General features: G+C 60.3%; 17 protein-coding genes. 7 read left to right on the forward strand and 10 right to left on the reverse strand.

The annotated features are described in order from the left end of the window. Positions 1 to 31 precede the first annotated feature (31 nt). From AC1ROT_RS21115 to AC1ROT_RS21140, 6 genes are read right to left on the reverse strand one after another with little or no spacing between them, the layout of a single operon-like run. Positions 32 to 385 (reverse strand): DUF6867 family protein, encoded by a 354-nt coding sequence (locus AC1ROT_RS21115; RefSeq protein WP_493001472.1) that lies wholly within the window; start codon positions 383 to 385, stop codon positions 32 to 34. Then, positions 385 to 1,092 (reverse strand): ABC transporter ATP-binding protein, encoded by a 708-nt coding sequence (locus AC1ROT_RS21120; RefSeq protein WP_492973041.1) that lies wholly within the window; start codon positions 1,090 to 1,092, stop codon positions 385 to 387. The genes AC1ROT_RS21115 and AC1ROT_RS21120 overlap by 1 nt, the downstream gene beginning before the upstream one ends. Beyond that, positions 1,092 to 1,916, reverse strand: a complete 825-nt coding sequence (locus AC1ROT_RS21125) for an ABC transporter ATP-binding protein (RefSeq protein ID WP_493001474.1) — start codon at positions 1,914 to 1,916, stop codon at positions 1,092 to 1,094. The genes AC1ROT_RS21120 and AC1ROT_RS21125 overlap by 1 nt, the downstream gene beginning before the upstream one ends. Next, the gene (livM, locus tag AC1ROT_RS21130) at positions 1,913 to 3,196 is read right to left on the reverse strand and encodes a high-affinity branched-chain amino acid ABC transporter permease LivM (protein WP_493001476.1); all 1,284 of its coding nucleotides are present in this window, start codon (positions 3,194 to 3,196) and stop codon (positions 1,913 to 1,915) included. Before livM ends, AC1ROT_RS21125 begins: the two co-directional genes overlap by 4 nt. Position 3,197: 1 nt before the next feature. Then, positions 3,198 to 4,112 carry an ABC transporter permease subunit gene (locus tag AC1ROT_RS21135; RefSeq protein ID WP_492973044.1) on the reverse strand — a complete coding sequence of 305 codons (915 nt, stop codon included), beginning with the start codon at positions 4,110 to 4,112 and terminating at the stop codon, positions 3,198 to 3,200. Next, a complete protein-coding gene (locus AC1ROT_RS21140) occupies positions 4,112 to 4,327 on the reverse strand; it encodes a DUF6898 family protein (protein WP_492973045.1) in 216 nt (71 codons plus the stop codon). Before AC1ROT_RS21140 ends, AC1ROT_RS21135 begins: the two co-directional genes overlap by 1 nt. A 189-nt stretch (positions 4,328 to 4,516) precedes the next feature. Between AC1ROT_RS21140 and AC1ROT_RS21145 the strand changes: the two genes are divergently transcribed. The 3 genes from AC1ROT_RS21145 (at position 4,517) to AC1ROT_RS21155 (ending at position 5,705) form a co-directional block, all read left to right on the forward strand. Continuing rightward, positions 4,517 to 4,915, forward strand: a complete 399-nt coding sequence (locus tag AC1ROT_RS21145) for a RidA family protein (protein WP_493001478.1) — start codon at positions 4,517 to 4,519, stop codon at positions 4,913 to 4,915. 113 nt (positions 4,916 to 5,028) lie between these two features. Beyond that, positions 5,029 to 5,220, forward strand: coding sequence for a hypothetical protein (locus AC1ROT_RS21150; RefSeq protein ID WP_492973048.1), 192 nt, complete (start codon positions 5,029 to 5,031; stop codon positions 5,218 to 5,220). Beyond that, positions 5,220 to 5,705, forward strand: a complete 486-nt coding sequence (locus AC1ROT_RS21155) for a PRC-barrel domain-containing protein (protein ID WP_493001480.1) — start codon at positions 5,220 to 5,222, stop codon at positions 5,703 to 5,705. Before AC1ROT_RS21150 ends, AC1ROT_RS21155 begins: the two co-directional genes overlap by 1 nt. 9 nt (positions 5,706 to 5,714) lie before the next feature. On the opposite strand, the gene mmsB is transcribed toward AC1ROT_RS21155, so the two are convergent. From mmsB to AC1ROT_RS21170, 3 genes are read right to left on the reverse strand one after another with little or no spacing between them, the layout of a single operon-like run. Further along, entirely contained in the window at positions 5,715 to 6,605 is an 891-nt protein-coding gene (mmsB, locus tag AC1ROT_RS21160; protein ID WP_493001482.1) for a 3-hydroxyisobutyrate dehydrogenase, read from the reverse strand. Positions 6,606 to 6,632: 27 nt separating this feature from the next. Further along, complete coding sequence (locus tag AC1ROT_RS21165) at positions 6,633 to 7,682, reverse strand: enoyl-CoA hydratase/isomerase family protein (RefSeq protein WP_493001483.1); 1,050 nt, start codon at positions 7,680 to 7,682, stop codon at positions 6,633 to 6,635. A gap of 19 nt (positions 7,683 to 7,701) precedes the next feature. After that, complete coding sequence (locus AC1ROT_RS21170) at positions 7,702 to 8,853, reverse strand: isobutyryl-CoA dehydrogenase (protein ID WP_493001485.1); 1,152 nt, start codon at positions 8,851 to 8,853, stop codon at positions 7,702 to 7,704. Positions 8,854 to 9,003: 150 nt separating this feature from the next. On the opposite strand from AC1ROT_RS21170, the gene AC1ROT_RS21175 reads away from it, so the two are divergent. The 3 genes from AC1ROT_RS21175 to hemB are packed head-to-tail and all read left to right on the forward strand — an operon-like array spanning position 9,004 to position 12,548. Continuing rightward, on the forward strand, positions 9,004 to 11,247 hold the full coding sequence (locus AC1ROT_RS21175) for a sensor histidine kinase (protein ID WP_493001487.1): 2,244 nt from the start codon (positions 9,004 to 9,006) through the stop codon (positions 11,245 to 11,247). Between the two features lie 50 nt (positions 11,248 to 11,297). Then, complete coding sequence (locus tag AC1ROT_RS21180; protein ID WP_493001489.1) at positions 11,298 to 11,525, forward strand: helix-turn-helix transcriptional regulator; 228 nt, start codon at positions 11,298 to 11,300, stop codon at positions 11,523 to 11,525. Next, positions 11,526 to 12,548 (forward strand): porphobilinogen synthase, encoded by a 1,023-nt coding sequence (gene hemB, locus AC1ROT_RS21185; protein WP_493001490.1) that lies wholly within the window; start codon positions 11,526 to 11,528, stop codon positions 12,546 to 12,548. Positions 12,549 to 12,577: 29 nt separating this feature from the next. On the opposite strand, the gene AC1ROT_RS21190 is transcribed toward hemB, so the two are convergent. After that, entirely contained in the window at positions 12,578 to 13,465 is an 888-nt protein-coding gene (locus AC1ROT_RS21190) for an NAD(P)-dependent oxidoreductase (RefSeq protein WP_493001492.1), read from the reverse strand. Between the two features lie 214 nt (positions 13,466 to 13,679). On the opposite strand from AC1ROT_RS21190, the gene AC1ROT_RS21195 reads away from it, so the two are divergent. Then, positions 13,680 to 14,171 (forward strand): hypothetical protein, encoded by a 492-nt coding sequence (locus AC1ROT_RS21195; RefSeq protein ID WP_493001493.1) that lies wholly within the window; start codon positions 13,680 to 13,682, stop codon positions 14,169 to 14,171. Positions 14,172 to 14,185 lie beyond the last annotated feature (14 nt).

Here is a 14,185-nt window from a genome sequence, read left to right on the forward strand (position 1 = left end):
CTAGATCAGTCCGGCGGGTCTGGGCAACAACCTAGGGTGTCCCCTGCTTTTCACGCCATCCGAGCAGGCCGGAACGCTCGTAAAGCCATGGATACTGGTGAACCATCAGGTCAACCTGGGTAAGCCGGTATCCCAGGCTTGCCAATGCCCAGACGACGGCCATGCCGACCAGATAGGGAATGACCGCCAGCAACTGCTCCTTGAACAGTGCAAAGGCCAAAAACCGGTTCGCCGCCCCCATGATCAGGCTGTAGGGCAGAATCTGCCAATAAGACCGCCAGGTGCTGGCGATCGCCTGCCCCATCATGAAGGCGCAACCGCCCACCAGGATACCGGTCAGGCCAAAGAAGACTGTGGGACTCTCGCCCAGGATAGCCGCCAGCATCAGTGGCCTCCTTCCAGATAGGCGGCGCGGATCTGTTCGTTGGCCAATAGGTCAGCACCACTGCCACTCATCGTGATGCGGCCATTGACCAGCACATAACCACGGTGTGCCAGCTTCAGCGCGTGATAGGCATTCTGCTCGACCAGCAACACGGTCATGCCGTCGCGATTGACGGCTTCGATAATGTTGAAAATCTGTTTCACCACCAGTGGCGCCAGGCCGAGCGAGGGTTCATCGAGCAACAGCAGTTGCGGCCGGCTCATCAGGGCCCGGCCGATGGCGAGCATCTGCTGTTCGCCACCCGACAGCGTGCCGCCACGTTGTTCGCGGCGCTCCTTCAGGCGCGGGAATAATGCGAAGACGCGCTCGAGATCGCTGTTGAAGTATGTCGGGTCGCAGGCAACGGCACCCATCCGCAGGTTTTCCAGCACGGTCATGCGCGGAAAAATGCGGCGGCCTTCCGGCGCATGCGCCAGACCACGCCGAACCAGCAGATGCGTCGCGATGCCCGTGATGTCTTCGCCGGCCATCAGCACAGAGCCATGCCGGGGCTTCGGGTTGCCACAGAGGCTCATCAGCAAAGTCGACTTGCCGGCACCGTTGGCGCCGATCAGGGCGACGATCTCGCCCTTCCCCACTTCGATATCCACGCCCTTCAGGGCATGCACCGCGCCGTAATAGGTATGCAGGCCAGAGACTTTCAGCATCAGGCCGCTCCCTTGGCCGATGCCGCATCATCTTCCGGTTCGCCCAGATAGGCCCGGATCACGTTCGGATCGTTGCGCACCGCTTCCGGCGAGCCATCCGCGATCTTCTTGCCGTAATCCAGCACCACGACATGATCGGAAATCTGCATCACCACACTCATGTCATGCTCGATCAGCAGCACGCCGCATTTGTGTTCATCGCGGATGAAACGCAACAATGCATTCAGCTCTGCCGACTCCCGCGGGTTCAATCCAGCGGCCGGTTCGTCCAGACAGAGCAGCACCGGTTCCGTACACATCGCCCGGGCAATCTCCAGGCGACGCTGACCGCCATATGGCAGGCTGCCGGCCTCTTCATCCGCCATGGCCGTCAGGTTGGTGCGGTCCAGCCAGTAGTGCGCCTGATCGACGGCTGCTGCTTCGGCCTTCGCATAACCGGGCCAGCCCACAAGCCCGAGCAGCGTGAATCCCGAAGCACGCATCAGCTTGTTGTGCTGGGCGACAATCAGGTTTTCCAGCACCGTCATCTTGGGGAACAGGCGGATATTCTGGAAGGTGCGCGCCACACGCGCCTTGCCGGCAATGTCATTGCCCGGCATGCGTTCCAAGTGAAACGGCGTGCCATTATTGTTCAGCAGCAATCTGCCGATGGTGGGTTTATAGAAACCCGCGATGCAATTGAACACCGTGGTCTTGCCGGCGCCGTTCGGCCCGATGATCGCTGTGATTTCCCCCGGCTTGGCATCGAAAGACACATCGTTGACGGCGATCAGACCGCCAAAGCGCATGGTCAGATGCTCGACCTTCAGGAGCGGCCCGGTCATGACTTTGCCTCCGCCCTGGACAGACGGATGGTCGGTTCACGATGCGACAGCAGGCCCTGCGGTCGCCAGACCATGATCAGCACCATGGCGGCGCCGAAGGCGAGCATGCGGAACAGCGAGAATTCACGGGCGATTTCCGGCAGCAAGGTCAGGAAAGCCGCCGCCAGGACAATGCCCGCCTGACTGCCCATACCACCCAGCACGACAATGGCCAGGATCACGGCAGACTCGATAAAGGTAAAACTTTCCGGGCTGATGAAGCCCTGGCGCGTGGCGAAGAAGCTGCCGGCAAAACCACCGAACATGGCGCCGATGGCAAAGGCGGTCAGTTTGGTATTGGTCGGGTTGATGCCCAGCGCCTTGCAGGCGATCTCATCCTCGCGCAACGCCTCCCAGGCGCGCCCGACCGGCAGTTTGCGGATGCGCATGGTGAACAGGTTGGTGATCAGCGCCAGCACCAGGATCACGTAGTAGAGAAAGATGATGCGGTGGACCGAGGCGAATTCGAGCCCGAATACCTCATGGAAGGCCTTCACGCCTTCGGGCGGGGAATTGGTGAAGGGAATGCCGAAGAAGGACGGGCGCTGAATGCCGCTGATGCCATTCGGGCCGCCGGTGACTGGCTGCCAGTTCAGCAGCACGATGCGGATGATCTCACCAAAGCCCAGCGTGACGATCGCCAGATAATCGCCGCGCAGGCGCAGCACCGGGAATCCAAGCACAACACCGAAGGTGGCGGCAAACAGACCGGCGAGCGGCAGGCTGGTCCAGAAGCTGAAACCGAAATGCTGCGATAGCAAGGCATAGGTATAGGCGCCCACGGCATAGAAGGCGACATAGCCAAGGTCCAGAAGGCCTGCGAGACCGACAACGATGTTCAGGCCCCAGCCCAGCATCACGTAGATCAGCACCACAGTTGCGAGGTCCACCACGGTGCGGCTGGCAAATGGCAGGAACGGGAGGATAACCGCGAAACCGATCAGCACCGGCATCAGCCATTTATCGGCTTTGCGGCCAAGGTCGCTGAGCAGGGACTTGCGGGTGACCGCGTCTGCTGGCGCCAGTTCCTCGCGATAGCGTCGACGCCAGTCAAGTGCATATCGCAACCCGAAACGGCCGATAAACACCGCAATGGCGGCATAGGCAATCCAGTCGAACCGAGTCTTGATGCCGAGCGGGCCGCCGGTATCGACGGTTTCAAAGCCAACCAGGGGCAGCGCGAGCACAGCCGCCACGAAGGCGGCCATCACAGCATCGCGCAGACGATCCACGATGCTCATGTCACACCTTCTCCACTTCCGGCCGGCCCAGAAGGCCGGTGGGACGGAAAATCAGCACCACGACCAGAATGCCAAAGACGGCAACATCCTTGTATTCGATGCTGAAATACGCGGACCAGAAGGCCTCGATCAGGCCGATCAGCAACCCGCCCAGCATGGCACCAGGCAGGCTGCCGATGCCGCCCAGCACGGCGGCGGTAAAGGCTTTCAATCCGGCCAGGAAGCCAATGTAGAAATCGACGACGCCGTAATAGAGCGAGACCATCACGCCGGCGACAGCCGCCAATACAGCGCCCAGTACGAAGGTCAGGGAAATCGTGCGGTCGGTATTGACGCCCAGCAACCCAGCCATGGTGCGATCCTGCTCGCAGGCACGCTGAGCCCGGCCCAGCGGCGTGGCGGCAATCAGCCAGGAGAACCCGGCCATCAGGGCCAGCGTCAGCAGCACGATCATGATCTGCAGATAGCTCAGCGTGACCGAGAAGGTTTCGCCGCGCACCAGTTCGATGCCGCCACGCACCATGGGCTGCAAGGGCTTGATCTTGGCGCCTTGGGCAATCTGCACGTAATTCTGGAGGAAGATCGACATGCCGATCGCAGAGATCAGCGGCGCCAGACGCGACGAGCCGCGCAGTGGCCGGTAGGCGATGCGCTCCACGGTCCAGCCGTAAAGACCGGTAATGGCCATCGAGACAACGAGAACGACAACCAGAGCAAACGGGACCCAGGTAATTCCCACAAGGCCGAGGATCGAGAAGCTGATGACCGCGATGAAAGCACCGATCATATAAATTTCGCCATGAGCGAAATTGATCATGCCGATGATGCCGTAGACCATCGTATAGCCGATGGCAATCAGCGCGTAGACCGCGCCCAGCGTGATACCGTTGATCAGCTGTTGAAGAAAATACTCCATTAGCCCCCGTTGTCGCCCTGCTGTTTGTTCAGCATGTAGCGCAGCTTCTGCGCCGCCAATCGCGCGAGTTCATGCTGCGACAGACGGGGGTCGCCAACCATGGACACTTCCATGCCGGTTGCCGGATCAATCGCAATCACCTGCAGTGCCGCCCCGATGCGACGGAATTCGACGATTACGTCTTCCCCGCCACCGCTCCCTGTCGCGTGTGACATGACTCGTTGTTACCACCGCTTCGCAAGCCGGCTCAAGAGTTATGCAACTTTCATCTGTTCATTCGAATCATGCTGCGTCGCCCTCGGCTTTACGGAAATATAATTTCCTGTCCGTAAAGTCTGCCCTTGCTCGCGCCGGCAATTTATTTTATATATAAAATAAAACCACCGACGCACCGAAGGCGTGGCATGAAGATTCTCAATCCGGCGGAATGGGCCAAGCCCAAAGGTTACGCCAACGGCATCGCCGCTCAGGGCACGACGATTTTTGTCGCCGGTCAGATCGGCTGGACGGCCGACGCCCGGTTCGAGAGCGACGACCTTGTCGATCAGACCCGCCAGGCTCTGCGCAATATCGTTCGTGTACTGGCAGAAGCCGGGGCCCGGCCGGAGCATATCGTCCGTCTGACCTGGTATGTGGTCGATAAGCGCGACTACATGGCCCACAATGCCGAACTGGGCGCCGTCTACCGCGAGATTCTGGGCCGTCATTATCCGGCTATGACACTGGTCCAGGTGGCTGCCCTGCTGGAAGACCGCGCCAAAGTCGAAATCGAAGCCACTGCCGTTCTGCCTGCTACGGGCTGAGTATTCTCACAGTTATATCGCAGGGCCGGCCGGGAACCGCATCTCGGAATTAACGTTTGGTTTACGAATGACCGCCTGACTGACGGACGGTCATCTCCCCGAGGGAGAGAACCATGCGTGAAGCCATCCTGATCCTGTTCGCCGCCTGTATCGCCGCCCTGCCTTTTGTCGCCTTCAACGAATGGTTCCAAACAGCCCCGCGCCATCAGGCCGCAAGTCTCTGGAGCGATGACCTGCGCCAGACCGGTGGCGCCTACAGCATGCCGAAAGCCATGCCGGTCAGTGTGACCGCGGAACGGCGCTGATGCGCTACACCCTCGCCGCCATCGCCGCTCTGCTGATCATTCAGCCGGTTATCGGTCAGGCCCAGCCTGCGCCCAAGCAGGAAGAACCCGCTTCGCGTCAGCCCCGGGCCGCAGTGCCTGGCCCGAATGCCGAACCGGGTATTCCCGCCGGTGAAAAATCCAAGAACTCTGATTTCTCCGCTGAAGAGCATATGCCACGGCTGAGCAGCGATCAGGTCGTTGCCATTGGCACCAGGCTCCGCAACGAAACCGGCGAGACCATCGGCACAGTCGAAAACCTTGTTATCGACCGGGACGGCCGCGTTGTTGCCCTGGTCATCGGCGTCGACAAGCTGCTGGGACTCGCCGAAGACAAGGTTGAGATCGAGTGGAAGCAGGTACGTTTCGAGCGTAAAGACGCTGATGCGTATTTTATTACTGCTCTCAGCAAGAATGAACTTCGCAGCCAGGCGAAATTCACCCCGCCGAAACGGCAGGCAAGCTGATCCCCCCGCTTACCCCAGATCACGGATCATCCGAATAATGCCGGAATAATCGCTGGGGCCGTTTCCGGAATCGACATACTCGGCATACAGCGCCGTGGCTTCGGATCCGAGTGGCGTCTGCACCTTGGCGCTGCGCGCCGCTTCCTGCGACAGTTTCAAATCCTTCAGCATCAGTTCGGCGGCAAAGCCTGGTTTATAGTCCCGATTGGCGGCTGACGTCGGTACCGGTCCCGGTACGGGACAATGGTTCGCCAACGCCCAGCATCCGCCCGACGAACTGGATACGATGTCGAACATGGCCTGCGCCGACAGACCCAGCTTCTCAGCCATCACAAAGGCTTCGGAAATGCCAACCATGGTAATGCCCAGCACCATGTTGTTGCAGATTTTGGCCACCTGACCGTTTCCGGCTCCACCGGCATGAACAATCTTCTTCCCCAAGGCTTCCAGGATCGGCCTGGCCTTGGCGAAGGCGGCATCGGTACCGCCAACCATAAAGGTCAATGCCGCATTTTCGGCGCCGGCGATCCCACCCGAAACCGGCGCATCCAGCATCAGCATGCCTTTCGCTTCAGCAGCGGCAATCGCTTCGCGGGCGGACCTTACGTCGATAGTCGAGCTGTCGATGAACAGGGTGCCGGGCCTGGCGACGGCGAGAATCCCTTTCTCTCCGGTGTAAACACTCAGCACATGCTTGCCAGCCGGCAGCATGCTGACCACGGCATCCACATCGGTGGCGGCGTCCTGTGCACTCGACGCCTTGATGCCGCCGGCCTCGACAACCTTCTGCACCAGTTCCGCCGACAGATCGAAGGCCTTCACCGTATGCCCGGCCTTCAGCAGATTGCGCGCCATCGGCCCGCCCATATTGCCGACGCCGATAAAACCGATACTCGCCATCTGTTCCTCCACTGGATTTTCTATTGTTCAACTAAATTGCAGTTCGCCCTCGGCTACCGGCGCAAAATAGGCATCAATGGCGGCGTCACTGACATCCTCCAGTTTAGCCGGCTGCCATTTCGGGCGGTGATCCTTGTCAATGATGACGGCTCGCACGCCTTCGTAGAAGTCGTGCCCCAGGGCGACATGGTTGCACATGCGCCATTCCAGTTTCATGCAGTCGCGCAGGGATAATGTCCGGCCGCGACGCAACTGCGCAAAGGTCAGCTTCACCGACGTGGGTGACTTGGCACGGATCGTTGCTGCCTGCTCGATGGAGAATGGTGATGCTTCCGTCTCCAGGGCCATCATGACTTCAGCCACGCTATGACCGGCGAACAGTCGGTCAATCTGCGGCTTGATTTCAGCCAGCGGTGAAGCACCCGGATCGCCCGCAAATTGCCCGACGATAGTATCCACGGCAGACGGATCACCCGGGGATGCGGCGATCAGCGCCTGCTCCAGAGCCGCCATTTGCTCGCGTGGTACGAAATGCGTCGCCACCCCTGCCGTAATAATGTCGGCCCCTTTCAAGCGTGCACCTGTCAGACCCAGGTAAAGACCGAGTTCGCCCGGACAGCGCGGCAGGAAATACGTGCCGCCGACATCGGGGAACAGACCGATACCGGTTTCCGGCATGGCGAAATGGGCATGCTCGCTGATGATACGATGGCTGCCATGAACCGAAAGGCCGACACCGCCGCCCATGAAGATGCCGTCGATCAGAGCAATGAACGGTTTCGAATATTCACCAATCAGAGTGTTGCAACGATATTCGTCATGCCAGAACTGCTTGCGGTAAGACGCCCCTTCCGGACCGCGATCAGCCAGCTTGCGAATATCGCCGCCCGCACAAAAGGCGCGATCACCCTCGCCCTTTATGATCACCGCCTTTACCGCAGAATCGCTCGCCCAGGCCCGCAGATGCTGTTCCAGCGGCACGCACATGTCATGGGTCAGGGCATTCAGGGCTTTGGGACGGTTCAGCGTAATGACGGCAACGCCGTTGTGAACCGCAAACAGAATATCCTGTGTCATGGGAGCCTTGAGATTAAAATCAATCGTGGAATGAACCGGAGAGGAGAGCACGGGAAACGATCACACGCATGATCTCGTTTGTGCCTTCCAGAATCTGATGGACGCGGGCATCGCGCAAGTAGCGTTCCACAGGATAATCCTTCAGGTATCCGTAACCTCCATGCATCTGCAATGCCTCATTGCAGATCGCGAATCCTGCATCGGTGGCGAACCGCTTGGCCATAGCGCAATACATGGTCGCTTCCGGGCTTTTTGCATCCAGCAAAGCTGCAGCATGACGAATCATCAGCCTGGCGGCCGCCAGATCGGTGGCCATATCTGCAAGCTTGAACTGCGTCGCCTGAAAGCTGGCAATCGAATGACCGAACTGCTTGCGGTTCACGACATACTCGCGCGCCGTATTCAGACAGGCTTTGGCGGCCCCCAGTGAACATGCGCCAATATTGATACGGCCGCCATCGAGTCCGGCCATGGCGATACGAAATCCCTCGCCTTCGGCACCGATGCGGTTCGACTTCGGAACCCTGCAGTCTTCGAAAATGACCATGGCGGTTGGCTGACTGTTCCAGCCAAGCTTGCGCTCCTGCGCACCGAAAGAGAGGCCCGGCGTGCCATTTTCCACCACCAGGCAGGTGACGCCACGCGCACCTGGCTCGCCGGTGCGGACCATGCAGACATAGATATCCGAACGCCCCCCGCCCGAAATAAAGGCCTTGGTTCCGTTCAACACATAATGATCGCCGGCGTCCACGGCCTTTGTCTGCAGGGCAGCCGCATCCGAGCCGGCATTCGGTTCGGTCAGGCAATAGGACGCAAAAGACTGCATGCTGCAGAGGTCAGGCAGGAACCGCTGCCGCTGTTCATCCCCGCCAAAGCGGTCGATCATCCAGGCCGCCATGTTATGGATCGAGATATAGGCTGCCGTGGATGTACAACCCGCCGCCAGTTCCTCAAAAATCAGCGCGGCATCCAGGCGGCTGAGTCCGGAGCCACCGACATCATCCTGCACATAGATGCCACCGAAGCCGAGGGCTGCCGCTTCGCGCAGTTCTTCGACCGGGAAATGTTTGTTTTCGTCCCATTTCGCGGCATTGGGCAGCATCCGATCCGTGGCAAAGCGGCGTGCGGTATCCTGTATGGCCCGCTGATCCTCGGAAAGCTCGAACAGCATCTGTTTCTCCCTTTTAACGGGTCTTAATCGCCCGCTACACACCAGTCAACGCCTACTCCAAAAGGGTAACGCCACCTCAATAGAGTCGCACGGCCCAGCCCCCCATGCTAGCTTCGCGGCCGTTTCCATTGGCCTTCATGATACTTATCCATGCTGCCGTCCCCTACCGCTGAACCAATGCCGGATGCGAAATCAGGCATCGGCTGGCCCTTGCGCGGTGCTGCCTATGGATTGGCCGGACTGCTGATCGCCATTGCCGCAGTTCTGCTTGGCCTGCCACTCATCGGCGGCATGCCGAACATCGATTGGCTACCAGGGAAACCACCGGCGCATCTCGACATCGCTGTTGGCGCCGCATTGGGTGGATTGTCCCTGTTGACCCGGGATACGGCTGGCGGCCTGTCACGCATGCTGGCACTCGCGATGGGCTGCCTGGCTATTGTCGGTCTGCTGGCATTCCTGCAGCACGCCGATTTACAGTTGGCCACACAAGCCGCCCCTCTGGCCCTGAGCAGTCTGTGGTCCGGCCATATGGGACCGCTGGTTGCCTTCGGCTATCTTCTGACCGCCGCGCGGCTCTATGTGCCCGCGGCCGGTCGGGCAACCCTCACCAACGTGCCGCTGGGCTGGTCCATCGCCATGACCCTGCTGGCCTTGGCGCTGACACTGACCATTGGCGCATTGGACCTGCTGCCCCAGCGGCCGTCATGGACCGCCCATGCTGCGGCGCTGCCAGACGGTGCCTTAATCCTGCTGCTGTTTGGCGCGGCCTGCGCTGCCCGCACCTTCCACCTGTCGCCGCAGATTGCCCCGATCACCCTGCTGATCGGCCAGTCCGTCGTCTTGATTGGCGGCGTCCTGGCATCGTTCATTCTCTGGCAGGCGAATGTCGCCACCGCGTCGCACCCCCTGGTGCCGGCGCTGTCCTTCATGGCCTGTCTTGTCGCCACCTATATGATCGCAGGCCTCATCGCCCTGGCCGTGCGCGTCACCATCCAGCAGCGCGCCATGGAAGCGGCGCGCAGTGCCCTGGAAGCCAGCAACAACCTGTTCATGGCTGCTGCACGCAGCAGTCGCCTGGGCATCTGGAACTGGAACCTGGCAACAGGCGAGTTGCTGATCGTCGCCAACTATCTGCAGGACGGCAACGCCAATGACCTGCTGACATCGCGCATGTCAATCGAGGCCTTCAACACGCTCATTCATCCCGATGACTTCAAGATGGTGGAGCGGCGCGCCAAGGATGCGCAGCGGGGGGCAATCCCTTATGAAATCGAGTTCCGCATCCGCCGTGCCGATGGCCGTTACATCTGGGTGCTGGCCCGTGCCGAGGTCGGCAGAGATGAAACCGGCAAACCTGTCGGCATGATCGGCAGCCTGGAAGACGTCGACCAGATCCGCCGTCAGATGAACGAGCTGGAACTACAGCGCCAGTTGCTGGAAGAACAGTCGGTGAAGCTGGCTGAAACGGCACAGGCGCTGGCACTGGCCAAAGATGCCGCAGAGTCGGCCAACCGCGCGAAATCCAGTTTCCTGGCCATGATGAGCCACGAAATACGCACGCCGATGAACGGCGTGCTCGGTATGCTCAGCCTGATTCATCGCAGTGAGCTGGAACCAGCCCTGAAGCGCTATGCCGAAGTGGCGCATCAGTCGGCGCGCGATCTGCTCGGCCTGATCGACGACATTCTCGATGTGTCGAAACTGGAAGCGGGCAAATTGCAGATCGAGGCGATCGATTTCGACCTTCGCCCAGCCATCGATAATGTTGTCGCACTTCTGACGCCCCGCGCCCGTGACAATAACAACCGCATGACCATCGATCTCGCAGATGGTGTGCCCGAGCATGTGATCGGCGATCCGCTGCGCCTGCGCCAGATCCTGATTAACCTGATCGGCAATGCCATCAAGTTCACCGAGAACGGCCTGGTTACCATAACGATTACCGCCACGCCGCTGCAGAACGGCGACTTCATGCTTCACTGCGCCATCCGTGACACCGGCATCGGCATCGCAGCAGACCAGCAGAACAAGCTCTTTGAACCTTTCACCCAGGCCGACGCCTCCATGACCCGCCGTTATGGCGGCACCGGCCTAGGCCTGACGATCTGCCGGCATCTGGTGCATCTGATGGGCGGCGAGATCGGCATGGTGAGCGCCCTGGGGGAAGGCTCGACATTCTGGTTCACCGTACGGTGCCGCGAGGATATCGAGCTCACCGCCAAGCTGGCCGCCCAGCAGCCCGTCAAACAGCCGGCACCGCCCGCAGCCAACGATGCCGCCACCCTGCTGCCGCCCGAACCGCTGGAGCAAGACGTCGCAGACCTGGTCAGCCAGTTCGATCGTCTGGCAGGCCGCACACCGCGCGGCGGTGGCGGCGTTACGGGACATTAACCAACCAGGCGCATGATTCTCCGCCATCATCATGGCGTGGAGGTCCGATCATGCTACCGATCCATCCTGGAACCCTGCTGGAGCGCGCCATCAGCGCCCGCGGCTCAGACCCCCAGATGTTCCATCGCGAAGCCCGCATGCCACGCCGGCTGCTACAACTGGTGCTATCCGGCCAAAGGCCGATTTCCTTCGGCCTTGCCCTGCGTCTGGGCCGGATTCTGGGTACTTCTCCCTGGGTCTGGATTGCGTTTCAGGAGCGGTTTGATAAAGCTCTGTGAATGAGCAGCCATCCGATTACCCCGCCCCCGCCATTCCCGGTCTCCCGTCCCCGCCGCCTGCGCCAGTCCGACTGGACGCGCCGCTTGGTCGCCGAGAACCGCCTGAGCGTCGATGACCTGATCTGGCCGATTTTCGTCCACGACGGCTCTGCCAATATCGCGATCCCTTCGATGCCGGGAGTCGAACGCCTGAGTATCGATGCGGCAGTCGTTGCTGCGAAGGAAGCCGAAGCCCTTGGCATTCCGGCGATTGCCCTCTTTCCGGCCACCGACCCCAAGCTGAAAAGCGATGACGGTCGCGAAGGTCTCAATCCCGATAATGTGGTCTGCCGCAGTGTCCGCGCTATAAAGGCTGCGACCAAAAATCTGGGCGTGCTGTGCGATGTGGCCCTGGATCCCTATACCAGTCACGGCCACGACGGACTGCTGCGTGATGGTGTGATTCTGAATGACGAAACAGTCGCTTTGCTAGTCCAGCAAGCGATCGTGCAGGCGCAGGCCGGCTGCGATATCATCGCTCCGTCAGACATGATGGATGGCCGCATCGCGGCGATCCGCGGCGCTTTTGAGCGCGACGGCATCCGCCATGTGCAACTGATGGCCTATGCAGCAAAATACGCATCCGCTTTCTATGGCCCATTCCGCGATGCCGTCGGTTCGTCCGTGAATCTCGGCCTGGGCGACAAGCGCACCTATCAGATGAATCCCGCCAATGGCGACGAAGCCCTGCGCGAAGTTGCTCTCGATGTCGCCGAGGGCGCGGATATGGTGATGGTCAAGCCCGGCATGCCGTATCTCGACATCTGCTGGCGGGTGAAACAGGCTTTCCGCCTGCCGACTTTCGCCTACCAGGTCTCCGGTGAATACGCCATGATGGCCGGCGCCGCTGAACGTGGCTGGCTTGATCGCACCAAGGTGGCCTTTGAAAGCTTGCTCGCCTTCAAACGTGCCGGCTGCGACGGCGTGCTGACATACTTTGCGCGTGACGTCGCCCGCATGATGGCCGACGGCAAGCAGCCCTGACGGGCCGCCGCCACCGGCATCACGGATAATCAGAACTTCTTGGCGGTCTTGGTCGCTTCCAGACGCGCGATCAGGCTGGACGTATCCCAGCGATTGCCCCCCATCTGCTGCACTTCGGCGTAGAACTGGTCGACCAGTGCCGCCACCGGCAGACTGGCACCGTTGCGGCGCGCTTCGGCCAGGCAGATGCCGAGGTCCTTGCGCATCCAGTCGACCGCGAAGCCGTAATCGAATTTGCCTTCGATCATCGTCTTGTGGCGGTTGTCCATCTGCCAGGACCCGGCTGCGCCCTTGGAAATCACTTCCACTGCCTTGGTCAGATCGAGCCCCGAGGCGCGACCGAAAGCCAGCGCTTCGGACAGACCCTGCACCAGACCGGCGATACAAATCTGGTTCATCATCTTGGTGAGCTGGCCGCTGCCGGTCGCACCCATCAGGTTCTGCATCTTGGCATAGGCCTGGATCACCGGCTTGACCTTCTCATAGGTCGGCTCATCGCCGCCGCACATGATGGTCAGCTGGCCATTTTCGGCACCAGCCTGGCCACCGGAAACCGGCGCATCGATGAAACCCTGACCATTGGCCTTGGCCTTCTCGCCAATCTCGCGGGCAACATCAGCCGATGCCGTTGTATGGTCAACGAAGACTGCCCCCTTGGCCAGGCCGGCCAGAATCCCTGTCTCGCCATAGACGACAGACCGCAGATCATCGTCATTGCCGACACAGGCCATGACAAATTCAGCGCCGGTGGCAGCCTCCTTAGGGGTTAACCTTTTTTGCCCCTTATGCTGGGCCACCCAGCGGTCTGCCTTATCCGCGGAACGATTCCAGACCGTTACACTATGCCCGGCCTTGGCCAGGTGCCCGGCCATAGGAAAGCCCATAACACCCAGACCGATGAATGCCACCTTCGCCATCTTTTTCTCCAAAAGTCTTTGTTTTTCAATTTATTAGAAGATGCGTTCGATTCACGCCCCCAGTTTGCACCATGGCGCCGGAACGGGCAATTGCCTCAAACGCAACCCACCGCGTTTGATTGTAGGGCACATACAATTTCAACTTGCGGGACAGGGGCAATTATAGTAAACAGAATACAGAGTTACCCAAGTTCTGGCGTGGGAGAAGCCCATCATGCCGCTCGACACCATAGGCAGTTACGCCTCGTCGAGCAGTAGCGGTGTAGTTGCCCGCTCTGCTCGAAGTACAGACACCTCCACAACCGTTAGTTCCGCGGCTCTCTCCGTTCGCTCGGACAACGAAGCTGCTGAAACGAAAGTCTCCTCGACGGGAGGCTTGGCCGTTTTCGTCAGCCCGTTCATCAGGCTCGATGTAGAGACACGCTTGGCGATTGTCGAAATCCGCAACAGCCAGACCGGCGAAGTTCAGCAGCAATATCCAAGTCCACGTGCGGTTCGCGAGTATGCGCAGAACCTGCCCGATGACTCGGATTTGCGCGCCGAAGGCAGCGACAAGCAGAACGATAAGGCCGAACCCCGCATCATTGGCAGCGATTCCGACAAGGCCGCCGAGCCTGCGAAGGCCCAGACGACCAGCACTGCCCAGAGCGACAGCCCCGCTCCTGCTCCTGCTCCTGCAGCCAAACGGGAAGTTGCGATCGCCTGATTGTGGCGGCCAAT

Source organism: Ferrovibrio sp. GW821-FHT12E11 (assembly GCF_058806975.1).

Coding starts and splice junctions, on each gene's coding strand:
- AC1ROT_RS21115 (WP_493001472.1), bottom strand. CDS start 385: ATGCTGGCGGCTATCCTGGGCGAGAGTCCCACAGTCTTCTTTGGCCTG.
- AC1ROT_RS21120 (WP_492973041.1), bottom strand. CDS start 1,092: ATGCTGAAAGTCTCTGGCCTGCATACCTATTACGGCGCGGTGCATGCC.
- AC1ROT_RS21125 (WP_493001474.1), bottom strand. CDS start 1,916: ATGACCGGGCCGCTCCTGAAGGTCGAGCATCTGACCATGCGCTTTGGC.
- livM (WP_493001476.1), bottom strand. CDS start 3,196: ATGAGCATCGTGGATCGTCTGCGCGATGCTGTGATGGCCGCCTTCGTG.
- AC1ROT_RS21135 (WP_492973044.1), bottom strand. CDS start 4,112: ATGGAGTATTTTCTTCAACAGCTGATCAACGGTATCACGCTGGGCGCG.
- AC1ROT_RS21140 (WP_492973045.1), bottom strand. CDS start 4,327: ATGTCACACGCGACAGGGAGCGGTGGCGGGGAAGACGTAATCGTCGAA.
- AC1ROT_RS21145 (WP_493001478.1), top strand. CDS start 4,517: ATGAAGATTCTCAATCCGGCGGAATGGGCCAAGCCCAAAGGTTACGCC.
- AC1ROT_RS21150 (WP_492973048.1), top strand. CDS start 5,029: ATGCGTGAAGCCATCCTGATCCTGTTCGCCGCCTGTATCGCCGCCCTG.
- AC1ROT_RS21155 (WP_493001480.1), top strand. CDS start 5,220: ATGCGCTACACCCTCGCCGCCATCGCCGCTCTGCTGATCATTCAGCCG.
- mmsB (WP_493001482.1), bottom strand. CDS start 6,605: ATGGCGAGTATCGGTTTTATCGGCGTCGGCAATATGGGCGGGCCGATG.
- AC1ROT_RS21165 (WP_493001483.1), bottom strand. CDS start 7,682: ATGACACAGGATATTCTGTTTGCGGTTCACAACGGCGTTGCCGTCATT.
- AC1ROT_RS21170 (WP_493001485.1), bottom strand. CDS start 8,853: ATGCTGTTCGAGCTTTCCGAGGATCAGCGGGCCATACAGGATACCGCA.
- AC1ROT_RS21175 (WP_493001487.1), top strand. CDS start 9,004: ATGCTGCCGTCCCCTACCGCTGAACCAATGCCGGATGCGAAATCAGGC.
- AC1ROT_RS21180 (WP_493001489.1), top strand. CDS start 11,298: ATGCTACCGATCCATCCTGGAACCCTGCTGGAGCGCGCCATCAGCGCC.
- hemB (WP_493001490.1), top strand. CDS start 11,526: ATGAGCAGCCATCCGATTACCCCGCCCCCGCCATTCCCGGTCTCCCGT.
- AC1ROT_RS21190 (WP_493001492.1), bottom strand. CDS start 13,465: ATGGCGAAGGTGGCATTCATCGGTCTGGGTGTTATGGGCTTTCCTATG.
- AC1ROT_RS21195 (WP_493001493.1), top strand. CDS start 13,680: ATGCCGCTCGACACCATAGGCAGTTACGCCTCGTCGAGCAGTAGCGGT.